Source organism: Marinobacter persicus, assembly GCF_900114155.1.
GTDB lineage: Bacteria > Pseudomonadota > Gammaproteobacteria > Pseudomonadales > Oleiphilaceae > Marinobacter > Marinobacter persicus.
In genome coordinates, this window is record NZ_FOSC01000001.1 from 198,046 (window position 1) to 218,886 (window position 20,841).

The following is a 20,841-nucleotide window of genomic DNA, read 5'->3' on the forward strand; positions in this document are numbered from 1 at the left end:
GTCACCACCGCCATTGCAGCTGGACGTAGAGTTGCCCGCTGTCCTGTTCGGGGACAACGTCATTGAATGCGCCGGCGTAGAGGGCGCTGAAGCTGAAAGGGCCGCCTGCGTTGTAGCCCAGGCCGAGGCCGGCACTGGTAATGGTGCTTTCCGGCAGGTCGTCGTCCACTACGTGCCCGGCGTCGATCAGCATGGACAGTTCCCACCCCTCGGTGAATGCCCAGTGGCCCTCAAGGCTGAGGTCTATACCGTGGGGCGCGGCCAGAATGCCTGATTCATAGCCACGGGTGCTGGCCAGGCCACCAAGCTGAAACAGTAGCGTGGAAGGGAGATCTTCCTCGGCGGACGCCCATTGCCAGCGGGTTTTACCAACGAAGCGGACCGTGTCTGTCCAGCGCCACTGGGTAAAACCGTTGCCCATCAGGCGCTGGTAATTACCGGTTGCGCCGTTCACCTGGTTCTCGGTGGAAGACGTATCGATTATTTGCTGGTATTGGGCAAACCAGTCGCCCTCGCGATAACGGGTGGTGCCTGTAAGCCGGAAACTGTCCACTGTGGTTTCGCTCAGGGTGAAGCCATCAAGCAGGGTGGTTTCGGATTCACTGCGCAGGTATTCAAGCCCTCCAGTGAGGGTCCATCGGCGGTTCAGCCACCAGGGCTGCTCATAACCAAGCCGGTATTCCATGGATTCACCCTCGATTTCCAGGTCCCGGTACGGACCATTGAGGATTTCCAGTTGGTTGCGGCTGACACCAGCAAACACTTCACCGTTGTATCGGTTCACCGGAATCCGGTAATCAAAGTCACCAAAGATGGTGCCCTCGGTGGCCTGCACCGTGGCAGAGAGAGTGTCCGCGTTGTTGGTGGGTGAAAACCATTTGCCCCGCAGCCCGGCCTGGTACTCACCAGAGGATTCGCTGCCGTAGTTGTTGGCGTACATGCGCAAGCCCCAGGGTTCTGGTTCGAACGGCTCCAGCGCCAGGCGGCTTGTGCCGAATTCGCTACCAGGCTCAAGGTTGACGGACAGCTGCGGGCCGGGTGTGGTGGCATTCAGCCGCTGTACGTCGTTCAGGAGCCGGGCGGTGTCCAGGGTTTCTCCCGGTTTGACCCTGATCCGCTCGGTGAAGAATGAGGCGGGTACCTGCTCTGGGTCTTTGGTCCACGCCACCCCTTCGAGCCGGGCTTCCACCAGCACGACTTTGAGCCGACCGTCGCCAATATCCTGGGGTGGAATCACTGCCCGTGACGTGAGCTGGCGTTTTTCCTGGTATATGGCGTTGATCTCATCCAGCAGGGCATTCAGGTCTTCGAAGCCAATGGTTCGACCCGTGTACTGGCTGGCGATGGCTTTCAGCCTTTCTTCGGTTATGTAGACCGAGGGGTTAAAACCGATGGCGTTGATGACAAACCGTTCGCCGGTTTCCGGCAGTTGCTGGCTGCCGGCATCGCCCCCACGCAGGGCCGGCACCTGGATTTCGTCCGCCTTGTCACGCAATTGAATGTCGCGCTCGCGCTGTTGTTTGTCCTGCAGGTCAAGGCCGGGGTCAAACAACCCGGGCCGGTCTGCGGGTATGGTTTGCTGCCCATGGGCGGTCCCGATGGCCATGGGCACGATCAGTGAGGCGTTGATCAGTAATGCTCGCATCAAATCTCCCGCCCCTTTTCCGGGCGTTGTTCGGTGTTGTCTGCAACGTCTGGCGTCAGGTCGAGGTTGACTGCGTTCAGCATGACACTGCCCGTATCCGGCACGTTGATTTCCGGCATTGTGGGCGCGGGAATCACACCGGTCTCCGCCACGCGGAACTCCCGCTCAATGCGGTCGATGTAACGGGATGCGGAAGAACCTGTGTAGTCCACACCTTCGGCTTCGTTGTGATCGGCCGTGAAGTTGGGCACGGTCACCTGGTGAGTGGGCTTGCGGTGCAGCACGTAGGCGTTGGTTTCACTCCAGTTGTGGTCTTGTGTCAGCCAGAAGGCTTTATCCAGCTCAACCAGTTGCACATCGGCACCGGCCCAGGCCGAGTTGGTGTTGTCCATCACTATCCTGGCCTGGTTGGTTTCCAGGTCCAGAACATCAATGTACTGGGCATCGTCAAAGGCCGCGTAGGTGCCATCCTGGCGAATCCGGGTATTGCGTGAGTAGAGCACGTTGCTCTCCACCCGCTCGGCTGTCAGGTTGGCTTCAACACGGTTTGCCGCTGCGCTGTTGAGACCGCGCACATCCAGGCCCAGGGCCTGGTTACCGGTGTAGATACCCCGGCTGATGTCTATCCAGGTGCTGGCGATATCGAGCAGGTCTGAGGAGCGTACTTCGTCGATGGATACTCTGTCGGCGGCCCGCAAGGTAATGGCCGAGCCGGTCATTTCACCCACTGAAAGCCCGCCATTGTCGGTGTATTGTGTGCGGTCGCGGCTGCCCACGTTCATAGTGAGCGCATCACCGGCCAGCGCCCGCTCCAGGTCCAGTTTCGGGCCGCCGGTAATGACATCCATGCGGGTGCCGGCGTGCAGCTCGCGGGTTGTGAGGCTGTCGTTGACATCGATATCCATGGTGCCGCGCTCTGCGGTGATGGATTCGCTGACGTCGAGATCACCACCAGAGCGCCAGCTCAACGATTCGCCGGCATTCACTCGCTGGCCAACCACACTGAACTGTCCGGATGTAAGGGCAGCCGAGCCCCCGGCAGTAATGAAGTCACCCACCTGCAGCTGCTCGCCGGTGGCGATTTCGAGATTGCCGCCAGCTGTGATGAATTCACCCACTTCCAGCCGGCCGCCGGCGTCGATCTGCATTTCGCCGCCCGCTTCCAGTTGTCGGTCAAACAGGATGTCTTCGCCCGCCGACAATGACATATTGTTGCCCGCCTTGGCGCCATCTGCCCGGATAAAGCCGGTGTGGGAGGTGATCTCCATATCGCGCCCGGCTTCTATCTGGCCGGTCAGGTCAATATCACCACCGGTGGCGACGGTGAGATCCCGACCGGCTTTCAGTGAGAGCGTGCCGCCCCAGCGAGTGTCGTCCAGCTTCAGGGTGTCGCCAGCCACAATGCCCAGGTCCCGGTGGGCCACTACACGCGCACCAGTGACGTTGCGTTCGGCCTGCAGGAATACATCCAGGGCGGAGCTGGTGACGTGGCCGAAGTTCAGGTCAAAGGCACGCATGTCGAGCCTGTTTACCGCGCGGGCGTTGCCACCGTAGATGTTGCCGGTGGCCAGCATATGCAGGGTATCGCCGGCATCCAGGTGGAAGTTGTTGTCTATCGGCTCGTCCGAGTTTTCCGGATAGCCGAAGGTGATGTCGCCAGCGCTGGAATGACTGGCCTCAAGGCGCATGGCGCCGCCGGTGCTGGCCTCACGTACGGTCATGTTGCCGTTGGCGGTGAGGAAGTCGGCTCTACCGGCGACATCGGCTTTCCGGACGCTCATGTCGCCCTGATCTACGGTGGCGTTCAGCTGGCCACCAGTCTTGAGCCTGTCTGCGCTGAGGTGGTTGGCTGCCTCCAGCACCATATCGGAGCCGGCTTGTGCCCGGCTGATGGTGGCTTTACTACCGGAACTGAGCGACAGAGTTTCATCCACCTCCATGGCCCAGTCGGTGTCGCCATCCTGGCCGATGACCACTTCGCCGGCATTGCCGTGGTTAATGGTGGCCTGACCGCCCACAACCGTGTGCTTCAGATAGAGGTTGCTGTTTCCGGTGCCGGTAACCCTCAGCTCAGAACCCGCACTCAGAGAACCAACGTTCATATTCCCTGTATTTATGGTGAGATCGGCCAGAGCCTGAACATCCGCGTCATTCATGAGCAGATTACCGGTGTTGACCCGGATATCGGCTGCGCCATCCACATCGGCGTTCACCAGCGACAGGTTGCCGTTAGACGTTTCCGCATCCAGGTTACCGGATACTTGGAGGTCGGCAATCTTCAAATCACTATTGTCACCGATCAGTGACGCCCGACCATCCGCTTTCAGATAGTCGGCTTCAAAGCGGCCGTCGCGGGTGGTGAGTTCAAGGGTGTTGGCTGCTTCTATCCGGCCGCCCTGAGCATCACCCTGCCAGTTCAGGTGCAGGCTGCCCGTGCCGGCTTTCACAATATCGAAAAAGGGCACACTGGCCAGCATGGGCGCATTCGCCATGCCAATGCTGCCGCCGGCAATCAGGCTCAGCGTGCCGGTATCAGTGCTGGCCAGGTTGGCACGGTTGGCGTCTGCCCGGGTAATGTCGCCGTCTGCACGGATGGACAAGTCGCCATTGCCCACAGCTACCTGCGACAGCACAGCATCGCCAGAGGCCTCCAGCGAGACCAGGTTCTCCCCGTAAATCCGGCTGTTTTCGGCCATAGTGAGCTGTTCCGTGATGCCAAGCAGCTTGGCTGCGTTGACACGAGTATCGATGCCAAGTTGCCAGTGATCGGCGTCAATCCGGCTCAGGCCGGCCACCTCCAGGTTGTTGTTGGCACCCAATGCCAGGTCCGCAGCATTCAGTTGCAGCTCGCCACCGTTTACATCCATGGTGAATCCGGTGCCGGTGGTCAGATTGCCGCTGCTTGTTATGTCCGCGTCATCGGCAACAACCACCGAGGCATCGGCACCGAAGTCTATTGTGGCAGCCGACAGATCAAGGTCATCGCCGATTCGGAGGCTGGCGTTATCCAGTAGTGAAAAGCCTTCGGTCACATCAAGCTGGATGCCGCCGCTGGCATCCAGCAGGCTCGTCCGCAGGGTGTTTTCGTGGCTTGTCAGGTACATTGGGCCATCCGCCGTGGCACTCAACGCACCATCGTCGCTGGTCAGGCGCAAATCCAAAGCGCTCGACGGCCCGCCGATGGCTCCGCCAGTGGCCAGCTCGATCGACTGCCCGCTGATGTTCAGGCCGTCGACTGTGCGGTACAGAGACCCGTTCGGTACGGATAACAACACGCCACCATTGGCGATAATGCGCTCAATGCCAAGATCGCCGTTGAGCCATTTGAGGGCGATATCGCCGGACGCCGACGCACTCAGCAGTTCACCGGCCACATCCAGCTCAAGGGCCGAACCATCCACGTTACCGATGGAACCTGCAGCCGCTCCGAGGGTCAGATCTCCGCCTACTTTGATCAACCCTGGCGCATTACCGGCCACAGTGATGTTGTCGTTGGTCAGTGCACGGACGTCGCCGGCAACGTCTATTTCCCCAATGCGCAGGTTACCAAGCCCCTGAATAAAGGTTGAGCCTCCGGAAAGCAAATCGAAACGACCGGCGGAATCCACATACAGCGGAATGGTCTGGTTCACACTCAGTGAGACGATGTCGCCATCGACGTTTTTCTCCAGGGTAACGTCGCCGGCTGTCCGTGCCATGGCGAGTGCACCAACGGCGGATTCGCTCAGGTTGCCGTCGATCAGGTCCTGATAATTGATCGTCAATGGGTCTGCAACTTCACCGATATCGCGGGCAGCTTCCAGCGTAACGTCCCGGGCCACAACATTCGGATTTTCAATATCGATGGTCGAGCCAGTGGTCGCTGCCTCAAGGGCGACCACATTGATGGAACGTCGAAGCTCGCTGTCTGTCCAGATTGCGTTTTCTGTCAACTGTTCCTTTTGGGCTGCGCTGGCCTGGAAGGAGAAATCTTCCCGATACCCGGCAAGCCGGTCATCATCGCGCCAGTCATTACCGAAGGCCTCTGTGAAGATTTCAGTAGCCTGCCGGTATTGCTCCGCAGCATAGTCTTGAACAGCTGTATCATCGGAGGATTGGCCCCGGGCGGCGAGCAAAGTGCGATAGTGTTCAATGCCATCTTTGCTGAGGTTTAGCTCTCCATTCTCGACAGTGCCTGAGTCAAGCAGGCGCCAGTAATCGGCATAGGCTCTTTCCACTTTTGCCTCGAATGCCGGAATGGTCAACTCACGTGCCCTGGCCTGGCCTCCGTCTTCTGCCCTCAGCCTGAGGCGTTTCCAAATTTGTTCGCGGGTTTCGGCGTTTACGGAATCACCGCCAACGCGGCGTTCAACATCCCGAATCCGCCCGGATTCTGCTACCAGGCGGGCATCGCCAAGTTCAGAGGTGACAGAGCTCACCCACAGGTCTCCCTGCCGGTCTTTAATACCTATATCCCGGTTGGCATTAACACTCAGAATACCGTCACGGGGTGCACCATCACCATTACTCCCTTCGTACAGATCAACCACCAGGAGTTCAGTGTTATTGATGCCACCTATCGAACCCAGCTCACTTGAGAGATTCAGATTACGGGCTTCAATATGGGCAACACCGCCCATCCGTATACCGGCCAAAAGTGAGTCGGTGGCGTTGATGAAGACATCACCTTCGCCCTCGCCGGCGTGGATACGATTCAGCTTCGCCCCGGAGTCAATCATCAGGTTGATGCCTTCAGCGCCGGATACGGCGTCAAGGTAGCCTTCTCCTGCCAGGTCGAGCCGCAATGGCAGGGTGGATGAGCCAATCGCTTTTTCCGCCGCCAGGCGGACTTCAGCGGACTCAATCATCCGGTCACCGGAGAGTATGGCGCCTTCCCGGGATGTAATATCGGTCAGGCCGGAGCTGTTCTGGATATTGCCACGCAGGCGAACGTCTCCGCCGTTATCTATTTTTACGCGGCCTTCATCAAAACCGGCAAAGTTGATGCCGATTTCATAATCGGCGCGCACTGAGCGGCTAACTTCGAGATAGCCTTTGGTGGGAAATGCTGCACGCCAGTAGGCAATACCGACATCGTCCCCATCGCTGTTTTTTTCGATGGAGGAGACCAGCATTCCGTTATCGCATTTGCCATCAAGCTCTGCCGGGCAGCCTTTGGTATATTTTCCTTTCCAGGCCGTTGTCCCGGAGAAGCGTCCATTGGTCTCCTGGCGATAGGCGCTGCTGTCACCCGTGTCCCTGACCAGGCGACCCGACCGTGAAACGTCCCAGGGATCCCTCTTGTCCTCGAAAGTCCAGTTCCCGATCCAACTGCTCAGATCTTTTGATTTGTCATAATCGCGGGAAAAGTCTGCCCGCTCTGTCCATTCCCAACGGATACCGGATTGTGGGCTGAAAGAGGCAGACTGGCCACTGAGGACCTGGCGGTTTGCACTGCCCATGGACACATTTTCTGTGCCTTGTGCAACAAATTTTTCCAGCCCTTCTCCCTGGGTATAACGATACCAGGCGGTCACGTCTTTCAGTTCATCGGCGATAACCACCATGCCTACCGAGCCGCTGCCGGTATCCAGCCGATTGACTTCGAGATCCGCCGACGATTCGTTGACGATGTCGATATGGCCATAGCCACTTTCAACGTCGATCTGCCCCATGCCGGTGGAGTTGATTACTTTGCCTTTCATGTAAAGGTAACCACCACCGGTGGCTTTTACATCGTCAACAACCACCTGATCACGGGCAAAGTCGTAATACACGGTCAGTTCTTCGGACCAGTCATCCCCCGGAGCCTTCGACAACGTCTTTACTTCCCCGGCCGTTAAGCTAAGAAATATCTCAGGAATTTCGACCCGGCCCGATTCCACTCCCAGTAATTTGAGTTCCTCAACCCAGTCATCCACTGCGGAAAAAAGGTGAATGCCCTGCGCGGTTTTTCGCCCGGTTTTCATGGTGCCGTTCAGATCGATCACATCTGCATCGATGGCGATGGCCTCACTTCCCTCCCAGTCCGCTGTGCCTTCATATCCGGAATCACTGCGTTTGTCCGCAACTTTATCCAGAGACCAGCGAGGTACAACCGGCACATGAGACTGGCGATCAGCATCACCTGTGCCGTTGATATCCAGGATCTGGGTGATTCCAAACCCGTATTTTTCGGCAGTGCTTTTCGTACAGGCATCAGTGCCGTTGCGGTCATAGACACCCGGCACACAGCCACCAAACAGAATAATGCTTTCGCCATCGTAGTCGGAGAAGTCTGTGCCGTCTTCAAGTAACGGCTTGTTTTTATTGTCAAGTTTGTCGTCGTAATACACGTTAGCGGCGTAGACAACCGCGTCTCTGGCATCCGTTGGCAAGTCGGCATAATTATCCCAGATATCCATAGGGTGGTTACCGGGGAACCAGTAACTGCCTTCCTGGGGACTGACAATCATTGGTCCGTCAACGTTTACCGAGACCAATCGGCCACGCAGAGTAGACAACGCGGCGAAGGCACCATTGGCGACGTTGATTTCAACAGTACCACTCTCGTTGGTAATTTCGTCTTCCTGGAAGAGTGCGGCACCGTAATCCGCACCAGACAGGTTGTCGGTGCGCGTATTTCGAATGGAGATTTCCGCACCTTTGTCTGCACCGGTTTTCGTGACGCTGATGGAACCTGCCACTGAGTCGGCCACGCCTTTGAACTGCAGGTTGCCGCCAGGGTTGTCCGGTATGGTGACCTTGCCAAGACGCAGGTATTGCAAGCTGTTATTTTCAACAGTGATGGAGGGGCCACCCCTGGCTTCAATATCGCCAGTGCCGTCCACGGTATCGGCCCTCAGAATGACATCGCCGCCCGAGGCAAACAGGCCATCGAGGAACCAGGCCTCTACATCCCGATCAACAATGCCTTTCTTGACCACTTCGGCTACTGCGGCATCCATATCAGCGCTATTGATCAGGTCTGTCGGGTTGAATTTCTGAGCCACGGCCAGGAAGGGCGCGGCGGAATCCTCGTTGTACGAAAGCATGCCATATTCGTCGATGACGATGTCGAGCCGATCGAAGACACCCGCTTTCAAGCTGCCATTCAGCCGAATATCGGAGCTAACTTCCTTCGCGCCTTCGCGGGAGTCCTTGTCTTCAATGGGGATGAAACCTGCCTGATAGCCTTTGGCCATTCCCTCGACGGTGTAGGAAATGGCATCGTTGTAGGCCGTGAGTTCCACATCACGACCGGCACTGAGGCTGGCCCCGTTACCCACGGAAATGCTGGCGTTGCTGGCCTGGTTGGCTGTCGCGGTGGCATCTGCAATGGCAATAATGCCCCTCACCAGGCTATTGGCTGTGGTTATGGTGGACAAGCGGTTTTCCTGCCCCCAGTCTGCCGCCAGGCCCGGTGCCAGGCTGAGGTAACCCCAGGCCAGCAACGATGCATTATCACCTATGGTGATCGACTGGTTATCATTGATGTTGGTGGTGGCTTCGGCATCCGTGGCCGCCACGCCGCCCCAGGTATTGGCAGAGGCATCGTGAAGCACGGAAGACCGTGTCAGTGTACTGACGGTAATATCACCACGGGAAGACAGGGTTGCTTCGCCTACACGAACACCTGCATTCAGATCGGCCTCGACTTGCGAGTAAACACCGCCGCCGGCCAATGCCCCGCCGGTAGCGAGTGAAGCGTTGGACTGAACAGCGAGACTGTTGACCGCTTCAATTATTAACTCGGGCACTTCACTATTGCCTCCACCGAGGAAGCCAACCCGGACAATCGCGTCATCCTGAATGATAACGTCGGTATCCAGGTCAAGGTCCGTTTTGTGATCCACCGCCTGACCGGAAGCCACACCTCCACCGGCGGCACTGGCGGATTGGTTCCCCGGATGGATGGAGCGTACGTCACTCTCGGCCACCAGGCTTGTGCCATTGGCCACATCCAGTGCGCTGCTACCAAGCGTCAGCGTATTGCTGCTATCAAGACCCGCCCGCGAGAAGGCACCGCTGGCTCCGAGAGCCGACGCGTTGATGCTATTGGCATGGGAGCCAAAATCGCCCCGGTAATCGCTACGGAAACCGGCATCATCGGATACGATGCTGCCACCATTGCCAATGGTTAGTGAAACGGTGTCGGCACCACTCTGCCGGGCAACGGATGCATTGCCAGACACCAGACCACCGCTGCCGGCAAGCGATTCCGCCAGATACTGTTCATGAGCATCGATGGCCAGGTTCACCCGTTCCATGGCAACTCCATCGCCAAGAGCAACGTTGTCACCCAGCGTCAATTTGGTGGTACTGCCACCCCCGGTTTCCGCCCACGCGGTGCCGGCAGCCAAGGCTCCACCCACGGCAAAACCATGGGCCCGGGATTCACGACGGGCATCGGTTGCCACACCCACGTCCAGGACAGCGTCGTTCATGGTCAAGCTGCTGCCCACATCCACTTCGGTGGTATCAGTCCCACTCACAAAAGCCAGGCTGGCATCCGCCCCCAGGAACGCCCCACCAGTAGCACTGAAGCTCTCCGCGCGGACATTGGCATCATCGCCTTCGCGCTTCTGTTTGGCGCTAACCGTGAGGTTATCGCCATCGTTCACCGTGACGTTATTGCCCAGGGTGGTTTCGATGGTGCGTTCGCTGTCGGCAAACGCGAGTGAAGCCCCCATGGACACGTTAAGGCTGACAGAGGCGCCCTGAGCCACGGACTCGACCTTGCCGCTACCCACCGAGCCAATCGAGGTGTCGCCCTGCAGATTGACGCCATCACCAATCACCGTGCCCACCGATGCCTCATCCTTGGCCACGGAAACCGCGCCGTTAAGCGCGACGCCAAGACCACCCGTGGCACTGCGTGCCCAGGCTTTGGAGCCGCCGCTGCTGTCGCTGTCGATGTGAATAGTGGGCGCTTCAAGCTGACTGTTTGCCGCCACCTTGCTTTGGATGACAGAGTCACGCTCACTGACCGCGATGGACACGCCAGCGGCAGCCGCCCCGGCAGCCGCACCATCGGCGCGACTGCGCAGCGACAAGGCGTCTTCCGCGTCAACATCGATGGAGGCACTGTCGTCGTCGCTGACTGACTGGTTGGCGGTGATGGTGCCGCCGAGGTTGGCGTTCACGGAATTTTCGAGGCTTCCAACGGAAACGGCGGCACCCAGGCCGGCACCAAAACCGGCGGCACCGGATACGCTATAGACATCGACGCCCCGATCACCGCCCAGATCGCCGGCCGTGGCTTTCACCCGAACGGTGTCTGCCTCGAGGGTTGCGTTGGTTATTTCCGCAGTCACGGCAGACCGGAGGAAGGTCATGGCGCCGGCAGCGCCCAAACCGGCGGACCCGCCCTGGGCCGAACCGGACAGATTGTAGGTGGCAAGGCGTTCGTCGGCATCGACTGATACATTGCCGGTGCTGTTAACGGTACTGTCGGTGATGGTTGCACGGGTTTCCTGCTGGCTTTCCTGCTCCAGCCGGTTGCCCACGGCAAAACCGGTGCCCTGATTCACCCGCGTTTCGGTCTCGCCGTCCAGCGCATCGCCTTCGATGTCGGCGCCATCGGCAACGTTTGTCCGCTGTGTAAGCGCCGTGCCATCGCCGGAACCGATGCTGTCGAAGATACTGAGTGTGCCGCTGCCGCCTTTGTTGAGCTCGTCCCGGGCGTCAACGTCCACACTGCCATCGTTGCCGGTATCGTCACTGTATTCCTGAACCGGCGCTCCCGGGCCAACCAGCAACAGGCCAAAAGAGCCGCCAATGGCGGCGCTTGAGGGAGACAGTCCGCCTGTGGCGGTGATCAGGGATGCGTCGAGTTCGTGAACCGCATCAAGATCCACCTTGCCGCTGGTACGAAGGTCACTGCGTTCAACAATGGCTCGGGTGGCATTATTGGTTACCACCACGTTGGCGCTGGCACCCAGGGTGCTGCCGCTGGTGGACACACCCGCCGTGCCGGAGTTGCTGAGAATGTCGCTGCGGTCTAAGGCATTGACCGTCAGGCTGCCGGCACGGGTGTCACCGCCATTCTCACCCCTCAGAGTGGCACCGGTTACCCGGGCCTGGGTAATGTTCTCAGCCGCTATGACGTTGGCGCTGCCGGCAATGCTGCCGCCGGCGGTGAAGGAACCTGCCGCCGAGTTAACCAGAAGATCGGTCGTTGAGTTTGCATCAACCGTGACATCACCGTCGGTGTTAACCCGGGTGTCTCTGTCTTCGTCGTTTTCGTCCGTGTCGCCGAGCAATGCGCTGACTTCGGATTCGTTCAGCCCCAGTGAAAAGGCGCCACCAGCAGAAACGCCGCCAACAACCACCGAGCCGGAGGTGACGCTCATGCGGGAATCGCCATTGGCGCGGATATCGAGCGAACCGGTTTTGGTGGTGCCACCCACAACCCGGGCCTGAGTCAAACCGGCCAGGCGGATCACACCAAGGGTTCCTGTGCCGTTGGCCACGGCACCGCTGGCGCCGGTGACGAAATTCGCGGCCGAGCGCACGCTGTCGGCCTGTACCTGCATGTCGCCTGCGGCCCGGGTATCGGCGCCGTCGACATCGGCTTTCGTGTCGTGATCAATCAGGGTGACATCAAGCGTGCCGCTCAGGGCCGCTGAACCAGACAAGGCACCGGCAAAGAGATAACCGACGCTGTAGGCGTTGCTGCCCGCCGACACATGCACATCCTGGCCGGCGCCAAGGAGTTCTTCATTGATTTGCGCATCTTCAATTCGGGCCTCGGTGCGTCCGCCCAGAACAGACGTGGTGCTTACGCCGGCCATGGCGGCGGAACCGAACGGATCTGGAACGGTGCCGGAAACGGCCGCCGAAAGAGAGCCAACCTGCTGGCTGCTCGCGGCGTTGACGGACAGGCCGGTTCGCTCTTCACTGCCGCGTTCCAGATCGGTCACCGGATTGAAATTGCTGGCATCGGACCAGTTGGTTACATCCGGGGCGTTGGCGATGTCGGTGGTGCCAACCGCGAGCCTGTCGTCGGCCAGGGAGCCACGGGCTTCCACCAGGGTTTGCGCGCCACTGATGTAGGCTTCGGTGACCGAATCAATCACATTCACCCCGACACCACCAGCTGCCCCGAAACGGGAACCGCCAATAGTCAGAGCACCGCTGACCGCCTGAATACGGCTGTCGTTGGTGGCATTCAGGCCGATATTGCCCACGGCCCGGACCTGCGCGCCCTCGGTAATGGCGGATGACACGCCGGCGTTAATCACGTTGACCGCCAGCGAGCCGGAAACACCGGCCGTACCACCACCGCCAGCCCCGGCGGCGACGGTGCGAATGGTCTGGTCCGCCTTGGCGTTCAGAGTGACACGGTTGGCATCCAGCGACAGCGGATCGTTATTGGTGTCCAGCGCATGGCCGGTGATACCGACATCCGTGCTGTTGCTGATGTAGTTAACCGCAGAGGCCGCGCCGCCGCCAAAGGTGCCGCCAATGCCCGCCGCCAGGCCAAATGAATAAATGCTGGATTGGTCATCAGCGGTCAGCGATACCTCGCCGGCCTGGCCATGAACGCTGTCCAGCATGACTTCATTGATGGATTCGATGGTGCCCACTGTGGCAGCCCCGGCCACACCGCCACTCTGTGACGCCGAGCCGGCGACTGACAGGCTGTATATTTCACCGGTTGCGCGGGAATTGAAGTTTGCTTCGCCCTCAACGTCGAGTTCAGTGTCGGTCAGTGAAATCGACCGTTGCTGGGCGATGGACGCCTTGGCCACGGAACCGCCCACGGCAGCGCTGCCACCACCGTTAATATTACCCGCGAGGGTGGCGATGCGGCTGGCGCCGTCGGTTACGTCGGCATCAACACTGTCTGCCGCCAGTCGGCTGCCGGTTACCGATACCAGCGACTCATCGTTAATGTAGTTGAAGGAAGCCGAGCCACCGGCGGCCACTGACTGGCTGGCCTGGCCACCCACCGCCAGGGAATAGATTTCGTTGGCGGTGCCGGAATCCAGCACCAGTTTTCCACTGGCATCGAGCGTGCTGTTTTCCACCCGGGTCTCTCGCTTGCCTTCGGTCAGGTTGATGGCGATTGAACCACCCACAGAGGCCGAGCCGGACGCCGCAATACTGCCAGCCGCTGACCAGATACTGGCGCCGGTTTCGGGCTGGGCCGAGCTGACGGTTAGCTGACTGGCATCGAGCGTTGAATCTTTTACCAAGGCGGTGGTTGTGCCATCAATACGGTTGTAGCTGAAGGCGCCACCGATGGCGGTGCTCTTGGATACGGCACCACTGACTGCCGCCGAGCGGATAACATTGGCACCGGAGGCAGTCACGTTCAGATTGTCGCTGCCGGTGTCGATATCGGTGTTGCGCAGGGACGACTCAACGGTATTCTCAATGTCGGTAATGCCGATAGCCGCGCCACCGGCGGCGGATTTGGAGGCCGCCAGCGCACCGGCAAAAGAATAGTAGCCGCCGGAGTGCAGGGCGTTCAGGTTGACCTGTCCTGTTTCAACATTCTCACCGGTGGTGTTATCCGTGAGTTCAGCGCTTACCTGGCCCCGGTCAACCAGTGCGGTCGCGGAGCCCAGCATGGCAACGCTTTTCGAACCCGCCGCACCCACGGCAACGCCAAGTGTTTCAACGCCATTCTCCGCCTCCACGTCCAGGGCTCCGGTGACTTCCAACTGTTTTACATTGCGCACGGTGGCGGAATAGTCAGAGCCGGAATAGATGACACCGGCTGCGCCGCCACCGGAGCCTTTACCACTGGCAGCCAGGGTGCCGGCGATCCCTACCACGAACTCGCCGGCCAGGTCGGAGTCAAACAGTGACTGGGTTTCAACGCCGGCTTCTTCATCTTCGTTGGCGACGTTTTCATCTTCCACTTCAACGTCGCTGTCCAGGTCTGCCAGCACGTTGCCTTCGAAATCCAGCCCGGCGTCGGTAACGCTGGCGTTGGCACCGGCCTGGAATAGCGAATCAAAACCCGAAAGCCCTTCCACGCTGTGAGCCCGGACCGACAGCGCGTCGGTTTTGATGGCTCCGGTGTTCTGGCCGTCCACCAGTGCTTCCACCGTGTTCGCCATGTAAACGGTGAAGCCGGAGCCCGCCAGGGCGGCGCCCTTGCCACCGCTGACGGCCGCCCCCAATGCGCCCGCCAGCACTCGGGATTGCGAGGCGGATTCCACAGAAACATCCACTGCATTTTCAACATTGGTACCCGTCAACCCGGCGGCAAGCTCGTTGGCAAGATAGCCGACAGCTACTGAACCACCGGCACTGCCACCTTTGCCCGAAGCACCGGCCAGGGCACCGCCACCGATCAGGTTGCGGGTGCGGTCGTAGCCCCGGATATTCAGTGCCCGATCGGCCTCTTCCGAATCGACAAATGTAAAGTTGCTGTCGAAGACTTCCGCCGCTGTGCGGGTCTGGTTGGCGGCCACGGAACCGGACATGGCGACGCTGATGCCGTCTGTTGAGCTTGTGTTCACCGACAACCCGGCGCCAAAGGCGATGTGGTCACCACCGGTGATGGCTGTGGTATCCAGCCGATCCAGCGACAGCGCTTCTACATTGTCGACGGTGGCGGTGGAACCGCCCTGTACCCAGTTAAGCGACAGTGCGCCGGACAGCGCAGAGCTGAACTTGCTGCTGTCTTTGCCGCCCATGGTCAGCGCGCCAGCGCCGGAGCCGCTGTATTGCTGCATCTGGGTAAGCGCACGCACATCCACATCCTGGCCTGTGGCCGGGTCAGCGTCATAGCCTTCAATGACCACATCGGCAACGCCAGCATGGGTGCGTTGGTCGGCAATATTGATCGAAGCGGAGCCAGCGGCCGACAACTCCACCGGCAGGGACTGGTCTTCGGTTTGTACGTCGGTGCTTTCGGCGGGTTTCTTGTCACCGGATTCCTGGTAACCGGCAAGCTTGCCTTTCCATTCACCGAACTTTTCGGTGACCGGGCTGACCGCCGATTTCAGGGAGCCGAACAGTCCCTCGCTTTTACCCTGTGCCTCGTCGCTGGATTTGGCGGTGTCGTCTTCGTTTTTGTCTTCTTCCGAACGCGCCACTGCACCGGCGATACTGAACGCCCCGCTTTGCCCCCGGGTCTCGGAACGCACCACCAGCGCGTCTATTTTCCAGGTTGCGTTCTCACCCGGTTCCCTGCCCGGCAGTCGTGTTGGCCGCCAGGCGGTCATGTCACCGACAACGGACTGTACATCGGTATCCACCTGGTTCACGGCAAGGCCGGCGCCAACACCGGCGTTCTCTGCGGCGGCAACCGCTCCGGCCACGCTCCACTGGCCAATATCGTGAAACGCCTGCAGACGCGCAACGGGGGCCTGGACGGATGTGGAAGAATCAACACCTGCAATCACATCACTGTCAACCAGATTGATGATCGCCGTGCCGTTGCCGGCAACGCTCTTGCCTTTGCCGGCAGACGGGGCCAGCATCATGCGCAGGTTGCGCTCGTCGGCCAGGACATCGAACCGGCTTGCTGAATGAACCTGACCATTGACGCCCATGCCCGCCAGGGTTCGGGAGTTGTGGTTGGCCATGTTCAGGGCCGCGCCGACAGAGCCCCCCTTCCCGGATTTGGACCCGAAAATCAACGCACCCAGATTACCGGCAACCGCCAGGCGCTCCATGTTGCTTTCCGAAACGATCTGGACACCACCCTGCCAGTCATGCTGGTCATCTTCCCGGTCCGCCGGATCGGTCTCGCTGCGGCCTTTCGCTGTCCACACCGCTTGCTGATTGCCATCTTCATCCAGCTCCCGGTACAGAACACTGCTCCAGGGCGTGGGATCGGTGGCGGTGGCTGTCAGGGAAACGCCATCGCCGGCCCAGGCTTCGGTGTTGGTGGTGGTGTTCATGACCGAGATGGCGCCGGCCATGGCGAGTTTCTCGCCCTCACCACTGGCGTTGGCGTATTGGCTGGGAAGATCCGCAACTGCTTTGCCGGCGTCCAGAACATCCTGTTTTGCGCGCTGAATGACCGACTGAAAAGAATCCCATTTGGAGAAATTACCCAGCACTTCACCCAGAGCGGTTGTCAGTGGCATTTCGGTGCGCGCGCCAACGGCGATGTTCGAGGCAGTGACTGTGCTGTCGTCGCCAATCCAGGCCCAGGTGTCCTGCCGGGTGTCGCTGTAAGCCAGCGCCACGCTCAACGCGATATTGGCGGCATCTTTGCGCTTGGCGGTGGAATTGACTGTACTAAGCGCGTGATTTCGCAGTTCTGCCTGATTCTGCAGGGCTACCACTTCCACATTTCCACCGGCATCGACGGTTGCGCCGCCGCCACTGCCAAGGCTGGCTTTGGCCTGATGGTGGGAGTCAGCCCAGGCCATGGCCGAGGCCAGCCTCAGGCCAGTGCTTCCCGAATCGTTATCGCTGGAGGCAAGGTTGAAGGTGTTGTTCACCTTTTTCGTTACGAAATCCAGATAGGGCGCTTTCAGCCCGTGTTTTTCCCGGAAGGTTCGCTGGACATGATCTGCGATACCACTACCGGCTTTGGTCTTGGCGCTGTTGCGTTGCTCAAGTACCCGGTTCAGCGCCAGGACTGAGAGGTCATCACCCCGGCTCAGGTCGGTATTAAATGCGGCTGACAGGGAGCTGTCGAAGTTGGCATAGGCAATGGCCGGGGCGGCGCTTGCACCCTTGCCAATGGATGAAAAGCTCACTTCGTTACTGAACATCTGCTCTGCCCGGGCACGCACCTGCACATCGGAGCTTGCCGATGTGGTGACTGTCGCACCGTCAGCCACTTCGGCTGATGTCCGGGTGTCAGCCATGGCGATGCCCACGGCCAGGCCGGTTGTTGTCAGCGGGTTGCCTTCGGCGTCGTGTCGATTCAGGCCGGCAGCGGTCTGCATGAGGGTGTTCTGGCTGCTGGCATCGAGGGACAGGTCTCCTTCAACGTTCAGCACCGCGCCGGAGCCAACGTTAACGGATGTTTCGCCGGCCAGTTCGCCATACGAGAAGCCGAAGCTGAAGGGCACGACGGCGTTGTAGGACTCAAGGCTGCCATCGGCGATGTTGTCGATGTGCCGGGTGGCGTGGGCATCGATATCCAGGTCACGTTCGGCAGTAACAGTGCCATTAATATCCACACCTGCATCAGCATCGGCAATGGAAACAGACACGATATCCTGGATCGACTGCAGCTGGGTGAGATCGTCTGCTTCAACATCAAAGGCGTCTTCAACTCCGGTGAATCCGGTCCTGTCGATAGTGGCGAAGGTGTCGTACAGGTTGACGAAGGTGTCTTCGTCATCCAATGCGAAATTCTCCAGAAAGCCGGCGCTGGTCATGGCGAGTGACCGGGCTTTGATGTCCACGTTGCCGCCGGCCACGTCGCCATCAACTGTAACCTGGGCACTGGTGGCTGCCTTGCCGGAGATCTGGACATCCTCGGCCTCGGCGGTGATTTCGACATCGCCGGATTTTGCGGCATCTGCCTTATTCCTTGCGTCGACAACGGCGCCGGCTTCAATGGTGACGCTGGCCCGGTTTGCACTGGCGTTCAGAGCGTCCGGGGCTTCGACCTCGCTTGTCTCAACCGTTGTGTTCTCTGGGTCACACGCCAGGCAACGGTCAATGGCGCTGGCGTGAAGCCGAATATCGCCGGCCTGATTGTTGTCAACCTCGCCGCTCACAACAGAGCCCGTGGCCCCTACGGTGATCTCGGAGCCGCGTATTTCCACATCGCCGCGGCCAGGATCGTCATCCCATTGGTTTTCCGCCTGCTCCATCAGGGTGGCCAGCCGGCCATCCACCTCGACCGTGTCCCCACCGATGGTTATGGCGCCAGCCGGATCTTCCAGCCCATCCACGTTCACTGCGGAGCGGAAGACTTCCCAGGCGTCGTCACGAACACTTACGGAGAGCTCGGCGCCATCGACAATGACTGCATTGGCGGCAAACAGGTTGATACCACCTTCCGCGTTGACCTGGCCCTCAATGCGGATCTCACCATCGGAAGAGGATTGATAATCGCCCCGCATCAGTCGGGCAACCTCTCGGTCCATGGCGGCGCCGTCGACTGAAGCATTGGTGGCAGAATCAAGTATGGCGTCCATTTCGCCCTTGGTTGGCGTGGTCACTACCAGGCTGCCAACGTTAACGACGCCTTGTGACCCAACCACAAGGCCATGAGGATCGGCGAAGATAATATTGCCGCCGATCTGGCCACTCTTCATGCCATTCAGGGTGCCGTTGATTTGCGCCTGGGCGTCATGGACAAGGTTAACCAGGTTGTCTTTGCCCGATGGGACGTGCAGATTGACGGTGTTGCCGGAGGCCACTTCAAAACGGCCGAAGGAGTTGAAGCCCGAGTTGCCTTTTATCGTGCCTGTTCTGATGTCTGTCTGGTTGCCGTCCACCTGGATCGAGGTGTCGGTTGAGCCTTCTTTGGTGATGTTGTTACCGAAAACAACCGCCGGCGAGGCCAGCACTGAAACCACCGCGGCCGAGAGCGGGTGCCGGCGAAACATTCGGTTAGCAGCACCTACGCGCGCGTGACGGGGTTTGGCAGGATGTGGACGGGCAGAACGCGAACTGGCCAGCGGCATTAACGGAACCTCCGAGATTGTTCTTTTAGTGCAGACACCCAACGGGTGATGGCCACGAAGCACTCCAGGCTTCCGGCCAAACCTTTACACTTTGTTACTGGCCGTTAACCCTAGTTTATGTACGACCAATGCCAAGGAACAATTCGGAACAGGAACTAAATATCGTTATATTTCAAAACCTTGGAAATCCATAAGGCCGTCAGGAACTGGAACCCTGTAAAAAAAATTGAACACACAACCCGTCACATCCTGTTACACATAACTGACAAAACGATGGGGTCGGGTACGGGGTCGGGTACAGTACCCGACCCCGTTAGATTAAGGCTTGATGGCGGAGACGGGGACTTTGACGGTTTGCTGCTTCTGCATGAAGGTGATGAGGACGATGGCGCGTTCTTCGCCGTCGTAAGCCTGGAAGATGGCGTTGATGCCTTTGAAGGGGCCGTCTTCGAGTTCGACTTTCTGGCCTTTTTTGATGCCGCCCTGGGCAGCGACTTTTTCCATGCTGGCTTTGATCTGGTCGATCACGGCGTCTGCTATTGGGGCGGGTTTGCCGGAAAACTTTACGACACGCAGCACACCAAGAGTGGAGCGCAGCTTGGCCCAAACAGGATCGGTTTGCTCAAGGTTTATGAAGATATAGCCGGGGAACAGCGGTTCCAGGCGTTTTTGGCGTTTGCCCGCGCGGATCTTTTCCACCTCGATTTTCGGGTAGAAACACGGCACCTCCTGGTTCTGGAGGTTGTGTACAGCGCGGTCGCCCTGGGCGGGTTTGTGTTGGAGTGCATACCAGGTCATGCGCCTAAAAATACCAGTTGCCGGCGGCGATGAAAAACGGGTTTTCAATATTTTCTTTCCCGTATTTCAACGGCTTGCCGTCTGGCGTTTGTACTTTACCGCCAGCTGCGAGCAGCACGGCGTGGGCCGCGGCCGTGTCCCATTCGCTGGTTGGACTCATGCGCGGGTAAATGTCGGCGTGCCCTTCGGCCAGGCGGCAGAATTTCAGCGAGCTGCCGGCCTGTACCGTTTCGTGGGGACCAAGCCTGGCGATAAAGGCACGGGTTTCTTCGTTCAGGTGGTTTTTGCTGGCCACCACACGCAGGCTGTCGCGGAGTTCGGCCACGCGAATACGATGCGCTTTGCCCGAGCGGTCTCGCTTGTAAGCGCCCTCGCCCTTCACGCCCCAGAAGGCTTCTTTCAAAGCTGGCGCGACAACCACGCCCATCACCGGCTCACCGTCTTCAATCATGGCGATGTTGATGGTGAACTCGCCGGAACGCTGGGTGAAGTCTTTGGTTCCATCGATGGGGTCGATCAACCAGAACCGGCGCCAGTGCTTGCGCTCTTCCCAGGGTGTTTCCGGGCTTTCTTCGGAAACAATGGGAATATCAGGGGCAATACGGCGCAGGCCCTTGACGATGATTTCGTTGGCTGCCAGGTCGGCGGCGGTAATGGGGGTTTGGTCTTCCTTGAAATGCACCTTGAAGTCGGACTGGTAGATATGAAGCACTCGTTCGCTGGCTTCGTCGGCGATTCTGATAACGTCCGTAAGGATGGTGCTGTAGTGCATTTTGGCGTCCTGCTTGGCATTTGCCGGTATTTTAGCAGAGTTTGGGGTCGGGTACGGGGTCGGGTCCTGTACCCGACCCCGTACCCGACCCCCAAAAA

The 20,841-nt window shown here is 59.3% G+C and carries 4 protein-coding genes; all 4 read right to left on the reverse strand.

Features of this window, described 5'->3' with window-relative positions; genetic code table 11:
* Position 1: 1 nt before the first annotated feature.
* The 4 genes from BMZ63_RS00965 to cysQ all read right to left on the reverse strand — a co-directional run bounded on the left by BMZ63_RS00965 (position 2) and on the right by cysQ (position 20,743).
* A complete protein-coding gene (locus BMZ63_RS00965; protein ID WP_091700470.1) occupies positions 2-1,645 on the reverse strand; it encodes a ShlB/FhaC/HecB family hemolysin secretion/activation protein in 1,644 nt (547 codons plus the stop codon).
* Complete coding sequence (locus BMZ63_RS00970; RefSeq protein ID WP_177187004.1) at positions 1,645-19,095, reverse strand: leukotoxin LktA family filamentous adhesin; 17,451 nt, start codon at positions 19,093-19,095, stop codon at positions 1,645-1,647. The genes BMZ63_RS00965 and BMZ63_RS00970 overlap by 1 nt, the downstream gene beginning before the upstream one ends.
* Before the next feature lie 396 nt (positions 19,096-19,491).
* Positions 19,492-19,971, reverse strand: a complete 480-nt coding sequence (gene rfaH, locus BMZ63_RS00975) for a transcription/translation regulatory transformer protein RfaH (protein ID WP_091700474.1) — start codon at positions 19,969-19,971, stop codon at positions 19,492-19,494.
* 4 nt (positions 19,972-19,975) lie between these two features.
* Entirely contained in the window at positions 19,976-20,743 is a 768-nt protein-coding gene (cysQ, locus tag BMZ63_RS00980; RefSeq protein ID WP_091700476.1) for a 3'(2'),5'-bisphosphate nucleotidase CysQ, read from the reverse strand.
* Positions 20,744-20,841 lie beyond the last annotated feature (98 nt).

What these genes read in the sequence shown, in the direction of transcription:
- cysQ (WP_091700476.1), bottom strand. Translation starts at nt 20,743, where the DNA reads ATGCACTACAGCACCATCCTTACGGACGTTATCAGAATCGCCGACGAA.
- BMZ63_RS00970 (WP_177187004.1), bottom strand. Translation starts at nt 19,095, where the DNA reads ATGTTTCGCCGGCACCCGCTCTCGGCCGCGGTGGTTTCAGTGCTGGCC.
- rfaH (WP_091700474.1), bottom strand. Translation starts at nt 19,971, where the DNA reads ATGACCTGGTATGCACTCCAACACAAACCCGCCCAGGGCGACCGCGCT.
- BMZ63_RS00965 (WP_091700470.1), bottom strand. Translation starts at nt 1,645, where the DNA reads ATGCGAGCATTACTGATCAACGCCTCACTGATCGTGCCCATGGCCATC.